Origin of the sequence: Endozoicomonas sp. ALD068 (assembly GCF_049310145.1) — a bacterium.
Taxonomy (GTDB): Bacteria; Pseudomonadota; Gammaproteobacteria; order Pseudomonadales; family Endozoicomonadaceae; genus Endozoicomonas_A.
The window spans coordinates 3,538,105-3,552,639 of the sequence record NZ_JBLYNU010000004.1 but is presented as its reverse complement, the minus strand read 5'-3'; the positions used below and the strand labels follow the sequence as shown (position 1 = coordinate 3,552,639).

The 14,535-nt window shown below is 47.3% G+C and carries 14 protein-coding genes; 9 read left to right on the top strand and 5 right to left on the bottom strand.

Features of this window, described 5'->3' with window-relative positions; genetic code table 11:
• Nucleotides 1–311 precede the first annotated feature (311 nt).
• The 6 genes from ACO6V5_RS12415 to hslU all read left to right on the top strand — a co-directional run bounded on the left by ACO6V5_RS12415 (nt 312) and on the right by hslU (nt 7,133).
• Nucleotides 312–1,442: a hypothetical protein gene (locus tag ACO6V5_RS12415; RefSeq protein ID WP_422412086.1), complete on the top strand. Its 1,131-nt coding sequence runs from the start codon at nt 312–314 to the stop codon at nt 1,440–1,442.
• A 98-nt stretch (nt 1,443–1,540) separates the two neighbouring features.
• Complete coding sequence (locus ACO6V5_RS12410; protein WP_422412084.1) at nt 1,541–1,798, top strand: hypothetical protein; 258 nt, start codon at nt 1,541–1,543, stop codon at nt 1,796–1,798.
• Nucleotides 1,799–1,961: 163 nt separating this feature from the next.
• Nucleotides 1,962–2,561, top strand: coding sequence for an SPOR domain-containing protein (locus ACO6V5_RS12405; protein ID WP_422442254.1), 600 nt, complete (start codon nt 1,962–1,964; stop codon nt 2,559–2,561).
• A gap of 71 nt (nt 2,562–2,632) precedes the next feature.
• A complete protein-coding gene (locus tag ACO6V5_RS12400) occupies nt 2,633–4,735 on the top strand; it encodes a S9 family peptidase (protein ID WP_422414107.1) in 2,103 nt (700 codons plus the stop codon).
• A gap of 411 nt (nt 4,736–5,146) precedes the next feature.
• A complete protein-coding gene (hslV, locus tag ACO6V5_RS12395; protein WP_257255452.1) occupies nt 5,147–5,695 on the top strand; it encodes an ATP-dependent protease subunit HslV in 549 nt (182 codons plus the stop codon).
• A 97-nt stretch (nt 5,696–5,792) separates the two neighbouring features.
• A complete protein-coding gene (gene hslU, locus ACO6V5_RS12390) occupies nt 5,793–7,133 on the top strand; it encodes an HslU--HslV peptidase ATPase subunit (RefSeq protein WP_422132749.1) in 1,341 nt (446 codons plus the stop codon).
• Between the two features lie 4 nt (nt 7,134–7,137).
• Here hslU and ACO6V5_RS12385 read toward each other — a convergent pair whose 3' ends face one another.
• The 4 genes from ACO6V5_RS12385 to ACO6V5_RS12370 form a co-directional block, all read right to left on the bottom strand.
• Nucleotides 7,138–8,292 (bottom strand): LPS O-antigen chain length determinant protein WzzB, encoded by a 1,155-nt coding sequence (locus ACO6V5_RS12385; protein WP_422137355.1) that lies wholly within the window; start codon nt 8,290–8,292, stop codon nt 7,138–7,140.
• Nucleotides 8,293–8,617: 325 nt separating this feature from the next.
• On the bottom strand, nt 8,618–8,956 hold the full coding sequence (locus ACO6V5_RS12380; RefSeq protein ID WP_422408783.1) for a hypothetical protein: 339 nt from the start codon (nt 8,954–8,956) through the stop codon (nt 8,618–8,620).
• 452 nt (nt 8,957–9,408) lie between these two features.
• A complete protein-coding gene (locus tag ACO6V5_RS12375; RefSeq protein ID WP_422132752.1) occupies nt 9,409–9,954 on the bottom strand; it encodes a hypothetical protein in 546 nt (181 codons plus the stop codon).
• A gap of 346 nt (nt 9,955–10,300) precedes the next feature.
• Nucleotides 10,301–11,680 carry a TatD family hydrolase gene (locus ACO6V5_RS12370; RefSeq protein ID WP_422408785.1) on the bottom strand — a complete coding sequence of 460 codons (1,380 nt, stop codon included), beginning with the start codon at nt 11,678–11,680 and terminating at the stop codon, nt 10,301–10,303.
• 209 nt (nt 11,681–11,889) lie between these two features.
• On the opposite strand from ACO6V5_RS12370, the gene ACO6V5_RS12365 reads away from it, so the two are divergent.
• Nucleotides 11,890–12,273, top strand: coding sequence for a gamma-butyrobetaine hydroxylase-like domain-containing protein (locus tag ACO6V5_RS12365; protein ID WP_422408787.1), 384 nt, complete (start codon nt 11,890–11,892; stop codon nt 12,271–12,273).
• Between the two features lie 4 nt (nt 12,274–12,277).
• Here ACO6V5_RS12365 and ACO6V5_RS12360 read toward each other — a convergent pair whose 3' ends face one another.
• Nucleotides 12,278–12,793 carry a hypothetical protein gene (locus tag ACO6V5_RS12360; protein ID WP_422408789.1) on the bottom strand — a complete coding sequence of 172 codons (516 nt, stop codon included), beginning with the start codon at nt 12,791–12,793 and terminating at the stop codon, nt 12,278–12,280.
• A 224-nt stretch (nt 12,794–13,017) separates the two neighbouring features.
• Between ACO6V5_RS12360 and adk the strand changes: the two genes are divergently transcribed.
• The gene (adk, locus tag ACO6V5_RS12355) at nt 13,018–13,668 is read left to right on the top strand and encodes an adenylate kinase (RefSeq protein WP_422132756.1); all 651 of its coding nucleotides are present in this window, start codon (nt 13,018–13,020) and stop codon (nt 13,666–13,668) included.
• A 151-nt stretch (nt 13,669–13,819) separates the two neighbouring features.
• Nucleotides 13,820–14,491: a tRNA (adenosine(37)-N6)-threonylcarbamoyltransferase complex dimerization subunit type 1 TsaB gene (tsaB, locus tag ACO6V5_RS12350; RefSeq protein WP_422408791.1), complete on the top strand. Its 672-nt coding sequence runs from the start codon at nt 13,820–13,822 to the stop codon at nt 14,489–14,491.
• The last annotated feature ends 44 nt before the right edge of the window (nt 14,492–14,535 follow it).

The following is a 14,535-nucleotide window of genomic DNA, read 5'->3' as shown; positions in this document are numbered from 1 at the left end:
TTAAGTCTGTTTGTCGCCTTAGCATTTGACTTATTTGCCTGAGGGTGGTTCACCTGACGGAATGTTTCTGAATTGAATTTTTGAATTGTTTGACCATTATAAGTACCTAACCAGTTGGTTTCACATATTCTGGACGGCGGCTTTTTCCACCCTTCTGCGTTCCAACTCTGGTTGCGTAGCTACGGCTACGCGCCCGTCATTGCGCCTTGAAGGATGAAAAAATCCACTCGCCAGAATATGCGAAACCAACTGGCCAGGTACTTACATGATTCAGCTTTTGCTAATGCTAACTATTTTTAACGGAAATAGATATGTTTTCAGTATTGCAGATCTGGTTATACCGATTTCCAATAATATTGTCCGCTTTGTGGATAAATGCCGGATATTGTTGCACTCACCCCAGAGCTGATGTTCAGGCTCGTTGTGAAGAGGTTTTAAAAGCATTTCCGGGTGTTTTTACTAATGTTGTTTTCCATGACAATCCGGTCAGAAGTCTGAGGGGTAATCTGAAATCCCGAAATACTCTGCATATTGTAGCCAGTGATTTTGCTCTGTATGATCCGATTACCGTGTCAGGCAGAGCTGTCAATGTGGGTATTGTTGGTATTGCCACTGATGGCAAGTATCCAACTGTGTCATTAGCGGGGACAATATTTTCCAACGGTGTTGATGAGTTTATTCGGGCTTCAGACACCCAATTGCTGTATCTCGATGGGTTTGAACTGGATGCCGGTGGCAGCTTTGCTAATTTTTACGGTAATCTTAATCACTTTATCCATGCCAAGAGTGACGAGGTTACGCTGAAGAACCTCAGGTTACACAAAACGGGTGAGTCTATTGAAAGCCCTATTTATGTGGAGCACTCCAAAAAACTGGAAGTCAGCCAGATTGAAATCTGGAATGATGGGAATAAAGAGCATCCAGTGGTTGCAACCAGGGAGGTTTTTAAAGTGCAATTCAGCGACAGTACTGTGCATGGATTCCCATCAGAATGCACACTGATTTTGCATGAAAACAGTCGTATTGTGTCGTATTCGAACTTTACCTACCCTGTTAAACATTCACAGTCTTGGCAATCTGGAGTTACCCCGGGGATTTTTATCGTTTATGAAGATTATGGAATGTTCGCTGCCAAATTGAGTTTTGAAAATATAAAAACTGAACCATCCGCATCCCATGACCCCGCTTTTGATGAGATCCAGGTCCCATTATGGGTAAAACGTCGTTATGGTGAGGTTCACGCGATCATTACCTATAAAAATAACGCTTCTGACCGACAAATGACCGGCATATTTCATTCTAATGTTCCTTGGTGTATCAATGATAAAATCAGTTATTTTCCAAAAAAAACTGATAAGGAGGACAAGTTAAGTGAATATTTTGTTCCAGAATGCCTTCAGAGAAGGTATCCAACCGCTCACATAGAAGGAAATACAGAATAAATGTGGTCGTCTAAGTCATAGAAACAAATAAACAATGCGTGGAAAACCAGAGTTATCTGATTTGTATTCCTTGTGTTCATGTCAGTGGTGACATGGTTATGCTGAAAAACCTGAAGTTACACAAAACCAATCAATCTTCAAAAAGCACTGTCTATTTGGAGCATTCCAGGCAATTGGAAGGCAGTCGTATAGAAATCTGGGGAGATGGAAATAGAAGACAACAACTGATTGAAACCAAAGAGGTTCATGAAGTGCATTTCTGCGACAGTACAGTGCATGGATTTCCGGCGGAATGTAATCACCGGTCTGAGATGGCCCTTTTTCAGCTCGGGATTGGCCACCAGGACCGGATGTAAAGTCACAAGGTGTCGTGACTTCGTGGTAACTATGGGGAACCGTGGTAATATGATCCTGTTCGTTAAAGTCGTCTTGTTAAAAAGGATATTGTGCAAAAATCCGGTTCATGAGTGACGATGAGTTTCTTGTTTTTTCTCTTGAAACAGATTTTGCATCAGGCATATGAGCACCCGTACTCCAACAAGAAGAGGCGCCAGCAAGGCCGCTTCGAAAAAGAAATCCAATCAACAGTCGAAACTGCCAGGCTGGATGTGGCTGGTAACCGGTTTTGCGGCAGGCTTTTTTGTGGCTTTCCTGATCAAGCTGACACCGGCTCCTGTTTCCGTTAATGCTCCTATGGAGACAGCTGAAACGGCTCAGTCGGGTAAGGAACGCCCGGAGCCGGTCTTCGATTTTTATACCGTGCTGCCCGAGCAGGAAGTGATTCTGCCTGAACCGATTGAACGCCAGTCGCCACCTGCAGTCAGTGTCAGTGAAAAAACTGGCTCCAAATCCGTGCCTGAAGCGAAAAGAGCTACTAAGCCCGGTGTGAAGTATTTGTTGCAGGCTGGTTCATTTCGAAGTGCCAAAGACGCCGATCGTCTGAGGGCGCAGTTGCTTTTGGCAGGTCAGGAACCCAGGGTCGTCAAGGTAACCGTGGGTGCAGGGGAGTCGTGGCACAGGGTGCAGCTGGGGCCTTTTGATACATCAGAAAGTATTGATCAGGCAAAGCAGGTGCTGGCTGATTTCAAGATTGATGGTCTGTTGTTGAGAATGAAATAGCTGGATTCACCCACTTATACTCCCGAATGATAAAGTGCCATAAGCGAAGAAAAATGAATCAGGTGATAAGTATGAAAGCACCGGTAGCCCAAAAAATAGCCCACGAGATCGTTCAACATGGTACCAGCAGGGTTGATGACTACCACTGGCTGAGAGATAAAAACTGGCAGAAGTTTATTGCCGGTGATCTGGATTTTGATAATCCGGCGGTTCTTGAATACATCCAGTCTGAAAACGCCTACAAAGATGAGTTTATGAAAGGCTACAAGGATGTTGAAGAAACTCTCTACGGTGAAGTTCTTTCCCGTATCAGGGAAGACGATGAATCCTGGCCGGTCAAAGAAGGTGGTTTTTTCTATTACTCAAGAGAAGAAAAAGGCAAGGATTATTCGATTCTCTGTCGCAAGCAGGGCTCAAGAGAAGCGCCTGAAGAAGTCTACTTTGACATAAACAGGGAAGCAGAATGTAAAGAGCTTTATATCTTCGGTGCTTCAGGCACCAACCTTAAGCAGACTCATTTTGCCTACAGCTTCAATCTGACCGGTTCAATGGAGAGGACTATTCGGGTTCGAGATCTGGAGACAGGACAGGATCTGGATTGGGAGTTTGCAAACAGTACCGGGTCTTTTCTCTGGCACGGCAATGAGCATCTGTACATTGTTGAGCGGGATGAGTCAGGTCGTGGTCGTGATGTATACAAAGTCCATATCCATAAAGGTGTTGCTGAAAAAGAGTTAATCTTTTCCAAGCCTGAAGAATACGACAGCATGTTTTTGTCATTATCACGAACCAATGATCGTGAGTATTTCATGATTCATCTGGATAGTGGTTCGACGCATGTCGTGTATTTGGCTGGACGGGATTCAGATCAGTTTGAAAAGTTTGCTGTGGGCGAGAACGATGTCTCTTTCTCTCTGGAACATTACAGGGGCGACTTCTACATTCTGACCAATCAGGATGGAGCCAACGACTTCAAAGTTATGAAGTGTCCGGCAGCTTCTGAAATGACGATTGCTCAGGAAAAGTGGCCCCAGGAAAACTGGCAGGAGTTTCTGCCTGAGCAGAAGAACCTGTGCCTGGGCGGTATCCATTTCTATAGCCACTTTCTGATCGTTGAGCGCAAGAATAACCAGACAGTACTGGATGAAGTGGCTGTGATGGATATGGATTCCGGAACTCTCTCAATCATCTCAATGCCGGATGAGGCTTATTGTCTGGATTTTTATGGTGACTGGGATCATCAGGCAACCGTTGTCAGGTTAGACTACGATTCACCTGTATCGCCAAACACGGTGTTTGAGTTGAATCTGGAAAATGGTGCTTTGACAGAGGTTTATCGCAAGGATGTTCCCAACTTTAATGCCGCGCTTTATGAAGTGAAGAGAGAGTTTGCCATGGCTCGAGATGGTGAACAGGTGCCACTGACCATTATCTGCAAAAAAGGAACGAAGCTGGATGGAAGTAACAAGGCCATGGTGTATGCCTATGGTTCTTATGGCTATGGAATGCCGGCAGGTTTTTCTTCGCCTAAATTCAGTTTGATTGATCGCGGCTTTGTCTATGCCATTGCACATGTCAGGGGCGGGGATGACAAGGGGTATAGCTGGTATCTCAATGGCAAAATGCAGCACAAAATGAATACCTTTAATGATTTCATTGATTGCTGTGAGTACCTGGTTCGTCGTGGCTATACGGCCCGGGGTAATATTGCTATCAATGGTGGCAGTGCGGGCGGTCTGCTGATGGCAGCCGTGACCAATATGAGACCCGACCTGTTTGGTTGTGTTGTTGCCGATGTGGCTTTTGTCGATGTGATCAATACCATCAGTGATGCGTCTTTGCCCCTGACTGCGCCAGAATGGGAAGAGTGGGGTAACCCGATCACCAGCAAAGAAGACTTTGATTACATCTCAGGTTATTCGCCCTATGACAACATAGAAGCAAAGGACTATCCGCCTACGCTTTACAACTCGGGGATATCCGATGAACAGGTCACTTATTGGGAACCCACCAAAATGGTAGCCAAACTAAGAGCCTTGAAAACCGACGATAACCCCCTGATCCTCAATATGAAAATGCATGCGGGTCATGCCGGTGCCAGCAAGCGTTACGAATGGATAGAGGAGATTGCATTTGATTACGCCTTTATCCTGAAATGTTTTGATAGGATGTAAGTACTCAACCATACGAAATCATATTTTCTGACTTATTGTTCAGGCACTCGCGGCAACTGCTCCTGCGTTGCTCTAGCTCCTGCATCCATGCAGTCGTGATGCGTTGCAACTCTGTTCACATAGCTTGCTATGTTCCCGTCGTTGCGCCTTGCAGAGCACCTGCCCAATAAGCCAGAAATATTCGATTCCGTATGGCTGAGTACTTAACGGACTGTCAGGCGCGGAAACACTATTAAGTGTTACCATGGGGTTAATTTCGAAATTTTCTAATGCGAAAAATCAGGCGGATAACCCACTGGTCAGGAGCGCGTTATGCGGTATGGAAAGTTTTTCCCTGCCGCCCCCTTGATAATTCTGTCTCGCCCCCAATATTAATCGACGAATCAAGCAAAATGCTAAAAGGAGCCCACCTTGGAACAGTATCGCGGCACCACCATTCTGTCCGTTCGTCGAAACGATAGTGTGGTCGTAGGGGGTGATGGTCAGGTTTCACTGGGTAATGCCGTCATCAAGGGCAATGCCCATAAGGTGCGTCGCCTGTTCAAAGGCAAGGTTATAGCAGGCTTTGCAGGTGGTACAGCAGACGCATTTACTCTTTTCGAACGTTTTGAAGCCCAGTTGGAAAAGCATCATGGGCGTCTGGAAAAAGCAGCCGTTGAACTGGCGAAAGAATGGCGTACCGACAGAACATTGCAGCGTCTGGAGGCCATGTTGATTGTGGCAGACGCCAAAGCATCTCTGGTCATTACCGGCAATGGTGACGTTATGGTCACTGACGATGGCATTCTGGCCATTGGCTCGGGTGGATTCTTTGCTCAGTCTGCTGCCAAAGCGCTCTACCAGAATACTGACCTGGGTGCGAAAGATATCGTTGAGAAAAGTCTGGAAATAGCCGCAGATGTCTGCGTCTATACCAACCAGAACCGGGTTATCGAAGAAATCAAGATTGAGCAGTCCTGACCAGAAGGCCGAAAGCAGAAATCGGTTACAATCCGGCTTCTCGCTGACAGCGTTTAAATGGTGAATTTACTGATCTTTCGTTAACAGAGTCTGTGACATGTCAAATATGACCCCTCGTGAAATCGTTCACGAACTGAATAAACATATTATTGGCCAGGATGATGCCAAGCGTGCTGTAGCCATTGCTCTTCGCAATCGCTGGCGTCGCATGCAGCTGGATGAAGAGCTGCGAAATGAAATTACCCCCAAGAATATTCTGATGATTGGTCCTACCGGTGTTGGTAAGACTGAAGTCGCTCGTCGTCTGGCCAAACTGGCTAATGCCCCTTTTATCAAGGTTGAGGCAACCAAGTTTACAGAAGTGGGTTATGTTGGCCGTGACGTAGAATCCATCATCAGAGATCTGATGGATGCGGCTATAAAAATGCTGCGTGAGCAGGAAGTTGAGAGAGTAAAAGATCGTGCTCTTGATGCCACAGAAGAGCGGATACTCGACGCCCTGCTGCCGCCTCCCCGTTCCTTCTCGGAAGAGTCCGAAAAGCCTCAGGATAATTCAACCCGTCAGGTGTTTCGCAAAAAGCTGCGTGAAGGCCAGCTGGATGAGAAAGAGATCGAGATCGATGTTCGCGAAGCGGCCATGGGTGTGGAAATAATGGCACCTCCCGGCATGGAGGAAATGACCAGCCAACTGCAGAATATGTTCTCGAATCTGAATGCCGGCAAGCAGAAAAAACGCAAGCTGAAAGTCAAGGACGCTCTGAAACTGGTTCAGGACGAAGAAGCTGCAAAACTGGTCAATGAAGACGAACTGAAAACCAGAGCGATTGAGTCTGTTGAACAGAATGGCATTGTCTTCATCGATGAAATTGATAAGGTGGCCAGGCGTTCTTCCGGCTCCAACGCGGATGTTTCCCGTGAAGGTGTTCAGCGGGACTTGTTGCCACTGATCGAAGGCTGCACCGTTTCCACCAAGTACGGCATGATCAAAACGGATCACATTCTGTTCATGGCTTCCGGTGCATTTCACCTCGCCAAGCCATCTGATCTCATTCCAGAGCTGCAGGGTCGTCTGCCTATTCGTGTTGAGTTGAAGGCACTTACCACTAAAGACTTTGTTCGTATTCTGACTGAGCCTAATGCTTCCCTGACGAGGCAATATCAGGCGCTGATGAAAACAGAAGAACTCAATATTTCTTTTGCTGAAGATGGTATTGCCCGTATTGCGGAAGTGGCCTGGACAGTCAACGAGAACACCGAAAATATCGGTGCCCGTCGTCTGCACACCGTGATTGAGCGTTTGCTGGAAGAGATCTCCTACAGTGCAGCAGACCTCTCCCTGAAACACAGCGAATCACCGCTGCTGATCGATGCCGCTTATGTTAACGAGCATCTGGGCGAGCTGGTTCAGGACGAAGACCTGAGTCGCTATATTCTCTGATATTCTAGCCGACCATGCTCAGAGAGTTGTGGTCGGCAGCTCGCTTTTTCTCTTCTCTGTTTTTCAGCGCTATCCTGATCAGGGCAAGAAAGACGCCAGCCATCAGCCCTAACATAGCTCCTAAAACGACGATAAGCTTTTTATTGGGTTTAGAAGGTGAAACTGGCACGATCGCAGGTTGCTCTATTTTGGCAGGAATCATGGTAGAAAAGTCCGGGTCCAGTTTTTCTAATTGTTCGAGCTGGTAAACACGACTGGATACACCTCTGATGTAGGGTTTTTCTGCGCTATCTTCTGCATTGGGCCTGCTGTAAAAGCGATACTTCTCAATTCTGCTACTGACCGCATCAACCCCTGACTTCAGAAGCTTTTCACCCAGTAAGTAAGTAGCTCCATCAATAATGGTTGCATTCACTTGACTGGTCTGGAGTTCCGTAATTCCGGCGGCTTGAGCCTGGGCTAAGGCTTCCTTCAATTCTGTCAGGCGCAGTCTGTTATAAGAGATGAAGTTTGATTCCAGACGATCAATATGACTTTTTATCTGCTTTTTCGTTATTTCAACCTGTGCATGAAAGTTCTCATGCATATTCTTTACGAACCGTTCCTGAGCATAGGGCAAAAGAACTTCATTAATGATCGATGCTGATTCTTCAGGGTTTGAAGAGCTGTATCGAATGTTCGTCCGATTATCATTCTTGCCCGTTGTGATAGCTAAGTTATCAGAAAATGCTTTGTATTGTGCTGCGAGCATTTTTTGATCAGGCGTTGAGCTATTATCGGAAGCAGTGTTTGCAAGAGACGACTTCTGGAATGCGTAACGTCTTGCGGCAGGGCTGGTTAAATACTTCAGGTACAGCTGATAGGCTTCTTCAGTGGTCAGATGCTCGGAGTCCTTGCTTTCACCATTTGAGGCAATCAGGAAAACGTTACTGTTCCAAGCCGCAATATTTGCCGGGGAAGATTCATTTAAGACAGCCTCGGTCGTGTAGCTTACAGGAAGCTTAAAGGCAGCAATCACAGCAATGGCTGTTGCCAGCGTGGTAATCACTATAATCAGCCATTTCTGGGCAAACAGTTTCTCTGCAAGTTCAAAAAGGTCAATTTCATCGTCAGGATAAGGGTCATGGTATAACTGATTTGGGGTCTGTAGGTTATTCATACCTGGGATAAAATCCTTGAGCGTATTTATTCGTTGTAAATTTAGTGCTGCAACATTATCCAGAATAAAAGGGTTAATGTCTCCTGTGATTTTATGCCGGTCTTCCAGAGGCTATTGTTGGTAAAGCGAGATCAGCTGAAACCTGGTTTTGGCTCGCGTCTTTGAGTGCAAAAAAGCCTTTTGAGGGCGTCAGTTAATACGCCTCCGACTCAGCCGGAGGCCATTGAACAATCCCTTCTTGGTTCAGTGATTTTCAACGTTTTGTCGCTGCTTGCAGTGCATAGATGGCATTCACCGGCACTGAAAGTAGCAGAGTTGGTCGCGGCTATCTCCAAGTCCCATCGTCTCTCAAAAAGTAGATTCTCCACCAATCGGCAGTGGCAACTTTTACCCGGGGGCCACTTAAGTCAAACCACGGGTGGTTGCTATCACCGGTTTTCGCTGCAGCTGCAACGACCCGATCCTTAAGGTAAATGGTAGCTTTTGCTTCCTCTGATCCATCGGCTCGCGGACAATAGATCGTCACGCTGTTGTCATAAATGCCAGTACCGATAACAGGCCTTGGGCCGAAAGCACCTTGTTGTGCGTTTTGCGGAGCTTGTTGTGAGGTTGACTCTGAAAACCCAAAAGCGCCGGTAGTGGTGTTATTATTTACGTTATGCATATTAAGTTCCTCTAATTAAATAAGTATCATCCTTGATTGCAAGGGCTTTGGTTTGAAGGACATTCAATACTGATGTCCTATGATAGGTTAGACCGGGTTTCAGAGTGAAAGTTCATAACATGGATGGCAGCGTGACTAACAAGAAAACAGGACCCTGATAAACCGCGTTGAGCCTGTCATTTTGCTGAAGTAGAGATTTTGAGTATGCAGCAAATAACCCCCGAAGCTCTGAATGAATCCTCGCTATGCAGGCTTTAGTCCGAAAGGCTCCAAAGAGCTGCATCATGGTCGATATGCTGCCGTCTGCAGGGTCACAGCCATTATGGACAAAATACGCCTCCGACTCAGCCGGAGGCCATCGAACAATCCCTTCTTAGTTCAGTGATTTTCAACGTTTTGTCGCTACTTGCAGTGCACTGATGGCAGTCACCGCACTGAAGAAGCGTAGTTGATCACCTCTCCATAGAAGTGTCTTGTAAGAACCATAACCCATCATCATCCTTAGCGTAGGTTTTCGCCACTCCATCAGTGGTGATCTCCGCTCGGGTGCCATCGTCCCTTAAGTCGGCTGGAGCGATCGAATCCTGTAAGAACCATACTCCTTCAGCATCCTTAACGTAGATTTTCGCCACTCCATCGCGATTGTTAATCACCGCCCGGTTGCCATCGGCACTTAAGTTGTCTGGAGTGATATGATCCTGTAAGAACCAGAAGCTATCAGCAGACTTAACGTAGGTGCTCGCCACTCCATCACGAGTGTTAACCACCGCCCGGGTGTCATCGGCACTTAATTCGGCTGAAGTGATCATATCATCCACGCTAAAGGTGACTTTTATTTCGCCTCCTTCTAAGATTGACGCACTGTTACCAAAATTGTCATGTTTATTAATGACGATAACACTCCTCCCAAAACAAGTACCTTCTGGTGTGTTTTCCGGAGCTTGTGGCGCGGGTGAATACCCGGTAGCGCCGCTAATGTTACCATTATTTACGTTCATATTATGTTCCTCGAATTAAATAAGTATTCCTTGATTGCAAGGATTTTGGTTTGAAGGGCATTCAATATTGATGTCCTACGATGGGTTAGAACGGGTTTCAGACTGAAAGTTCATAACATTGTTGTAAGCGTAACTAACAAGAAAAAAGGACTCTGTTGTAAACCGCGTTTAGTCGGTCATTTAACTGCAGCAGAGACTTTCAGCATGCAGCAAAAAATCCCCGAGGCTCTGAAACAATCTCAACGACTGTTCATGCCGGTTGAGATGCTGCCATCTGCGACACCCTCTTTACGGCGGGGAGGGTGTCAATAATCCGATTCATTGCAGGTGGGATAACAGTACTGCGTCAGTTACCGAGGGAGAATATACGTCTGGCATTGTCGGTGGTTGCAGCGGCAATCTCTTCGCCATCCACGCCAAGCACCTGGCTCAGCGCGTGGACCACATAGGGCAGATTAGCCGGTTCATTATCATTTCTTCTTCTGCCACCCCGACGATTTTCTAACCGCTCTGGCATGACCAGATAAGGCTCTAAAAACGGTGCATCGGTCTCAACCATCAGGCGCTCACGCAGAGTCTCCCAACCAACAGAGCGCAGTGCCTTAACCAGATCTTCGTTACGTTTGTCGCCGATATAACCGGTAATTCCGATGGAACAGCCCAGATCAAGATAGGCCTGCAGTTGCTCACTGTTACCCGTGAAGCAGTGAACGCAAGCCATGGCTGGTGAAGGCAACTGATTTATGTGATCTTTCAGAATGCCGATGAAGTCATCATGGGCAAGTCGCTCATGCAAAAACAGTGGTTTTTTCAGCTCTGCAGCCAGCTCCAATTGTTTCCTGAACACGGTTCGTTGCACATCAGGAAACGACCATTCGCGATCGTAATCCAATCCACACTCACCCACCGCAATGCAGTGACGATCCCCCTGTTTAAGTATTTTTCTCATTTCCCGTATGCCACCTTCTCGGTGGAAATTCTTGGCATCGTGTGGATGGCACCCCACTGTATAGTACAAAGAGCATGGGGAGGAATCTGAAAATCCACAAGCTTCAGCAGCTTTCGCCGATGGCTCCGACCATTGATCCACCAGTTTCTGAGCCTTTTTCGACGCAGAAATGGAAGTGCCCGTTATCATGATGCTACCAACCCCTGCCCGGGAGGCTTCTGCAAGAACCTGGGGCAAGTCAAAGCAGTCTTTAACGAGATTGGCTCCAATATCAACAAGTGGCGTCGTGTATTGAGGCCTGCCGAACCTCGGGCGAGTCAGATTTACCTTGCCCGACTCTGGCCGGGCAGCTAACTGGAAACCAGAAGCTTCATCATCCCTGGCAGGCGCATCAGGTGATGCTGCGGCCTCGCTTGAGCGCTGGCAATATCGGGACTCCGGGCCCTTATCCATGACCTGCTGACCCTGAACGGCAGGGTAGTTCGGGTTGCCAAGGTATCGGAATGCAACGGGAAAAACGCCTGAAGAAGGCTTGTCAGCAGAACCTGAGCCTTTCTTCTTTTTTTTCATTTTCCGTGGCTTTGAACGGCCTTCTTGCCAGACTTTCAGATCCGCTTCGTCTGCGGCCCATTGCGTACCTTTGCTGCTAAAAGCAGTACTGGCAGTCCTACCGAAACAAGCACCTTCTCCAGCCTCTTGCGGTTGAGGTTGAACAGGTTGTGACGTGATTGGGTTTGAACCTCCGACAGCGCCGGTAGTGTTATTTGAGTTAATCATACTAAGCTCCTTCAATTAAATGAGTATTCTCCTTGATTACAAGGATATCGGGTTGAAGGGCATTCAACAGCGATGTCCTCCAATAAATCAGAGTGGTTCTCAGATTGAAAGTTCACAACATTGACGTAAGCATAACTAACAAGAAAACAGCACTCTGATGTAAACTGCGTTGAGCCAGTCATTTAACGATGCAGTAGAGACTTTGAAGCATGCAGCAAAAAATCCCCGAAGCTTTGAACTTTCACAGGCAATCCCAACGACTGGAGTTGAAATACGGCGGCGATGAGTCTTATCAGCTCAGCAGTGAGATGCTTCGTGTCCACAGCCCTTCTGCCGAGGTTAGGGGGCATGGTACTCCAGTACTGCAAACCGGAAAAAAGCAGGTTCAGGTCACCAATATAGAAAGGGTTGGCCACTATGCGATTAAAATTCACTTTAGTGATGGCCATGACAGTGGCATTTACGACTGGGGCTATCTCTACGATCTTTGTGTCAACCAGGAAGTGTACTGGGAGGCCTATCTGGAGAAGCTGCACCAGGCGGGTGAAAGCCGGGAGCCCGATGCTGATGTTGTCAAACTGATGATCAGTTAAATCGTTAGTTGAACAGTGTCCCTCTGGGTTTCCACAAATAGACTGCTGTACTCCAGGGGCATTCATAGAGCTGCATCAGGGTTCTCTCATTGTGAGAGACGACGATCTGGTAAGTGACCGATTCTCTCTGAGGCCTGCTGGTCAGGATAACGGTGGCAGGTCTACTGATAAGAACAGGGGTTCCGCCCAGGTTAAGGGTCTGTTGGTAAAGCCTGTTCATGATGGTTGAGATGCTGCCATCTTCGGGATCGTAGGAAAAATTTTCGGCAAATGAAACTCTGTAAGTGCGCTTGTCAGCAGGCAGGTCGCCAATGTTCTTGCTAATACTGCAGTTGTTGAGATCAAGATAGCCAGAAGGGGGGCGGTTACTTTTTATAGCGGAGAGTAGCCAGCGATGCCCCATGATTTTAGCGTCAGGAAGTGCCATAGATGTGACCGGCAGGGTCATAGCCATCAGGGACACAACCATTATGGATAGTACCTTTATGGATAGTACTTTTGCATTGTATGGCCATCTCATATCTGCTTCTCTCTGGAATGGGTGTTCTGGAGACTTTATCGGCCAAGGGATTAAGAAATTTCATCGTTGTGAGTTAACCTCGTTTACCCTGATGATGGGTGCATGGAGGTTAGAATTTTCCTGTATCAACTTGTAACCCAGTGGCTCTGTGTATATCCTTTGTGCCTTTTAAAATCGTCGTGGCAATGCTCAAACACTGGGTCTTGTCAGACAGGAGCCTGTTCATGAGAGTGATTCTGTTGGGTGCCCCGGGTGCCGGTAAAGGTACGCAAGCCCAGTTCATCATGGAAGAGTTTGGTATCCCCCAGATCTCTACCGGCGATATGCTGCGCGCAGCGATCAAGGACGGTACCGAGCTGGGCCTTAAAGTCAAAGCGGTTATGGATTCCGGCGCCCTGGTTTCAGATGAAATCATCATTGAGCTGGTTAAAGAACGTATTGCCAGGGATGACTGTGCCAATGGATTCCTGTTTGATGGCTTTCCCAGAACCATTCCCCAGGCTGAAGCACTTCGTGATGCCGGCGTCGACATTGACCATGTGATCGAAATTGCCGTTGAAGATGAAGAGATTGTTCAACGCATGGCAGGAAGACGTGTTCACCCCGACAGTGGCCGAACCTATCACGTTGTCTATAACCCACCGAAGGTTGAAGGTAAAGATGATGTGACGGGTGAAGACCTGATTCAGCGTGATGACGATACCGAAGAGACCGTTCGCAAGCGTCTGGGCGTTTACCATGACCAGACGGCCCCTCTGGTCAGTTTCTATAAGTCTATTGAAGGCCAGACCCGTTATAGCCGTGTAGAGGGTGTAGGCAGTGTTGATGATATCAAGGCTAAAGTGATCAGTGCCCTGAAGCCTGGGGCTGCCTGATAAGCTCTGCTGTCTGGCATCTCATGATGCTGATCGTAAAAAAAGGACGACTGTTCGTCCTTTTTTTACGTTTTCAGGAGACTTTCTCATGAGCTGGCAACGATATAATACACCGTTAGCCGCATGAGTTACCCCTACTAGAGATACGCTGATGAAAATTCTGGCTCTAGATAGCGCTACAGAAGCCTGTTCAGTGGCACTGAATCTGGATGGCGAGATTGTTGAACATTTTGAGTTATTACCCAGAAGGCACAGCCGTGAGCTTTTGGGAATGGTCGACAATCTACTGAAAAAACAGGCAGTCAGCCTGTCTGATCTGGACGCTTTGGCTTTTGGTTGCGGGCCAGGTGCTTTCACAGGTCTCAGAATAGCGGCTGCCATGGTGCAGGGGCTGGCATTTGCCATCGATAAGCCGGTTGTTGCTGTGTCAACTCTTAGAGCACTGGCGCAGGAAGGCTTCAGAGTGCATCAGTCAAATGCCGTACTGGCTGCTATTGATGCCCGTATGGGTGAGGTTTATTGGGGAGCTTTCAAGGAAGAGAATGGGCTGATGCAGCCAGTGATTGAAGAGCGCGTTATCACCCCCGAAAAAGTTGTCCTGCCCGATGGCAAACAGAATTGGCTGGGTATGGGGACGGGTTGGCAGTTCGAAGACCAGCTGGCAGCAAAAGTGGTGAAATGTTTTCCCGAGGCATATCCCAGGGCGGCAGATATCGCCATTCTGGCTGCGGCTGATTTCAGCGAAGGACTCAGTGTCCCTGCTGAAGAAGCCAGGCCAGTCTATCTCAGAGATAAAGTGGCTCTCAAGAAAAGTGAACGATAAAACTCGTTTTCTCCTTTAACAATTAAAGCCTGATGGGAAGTGCT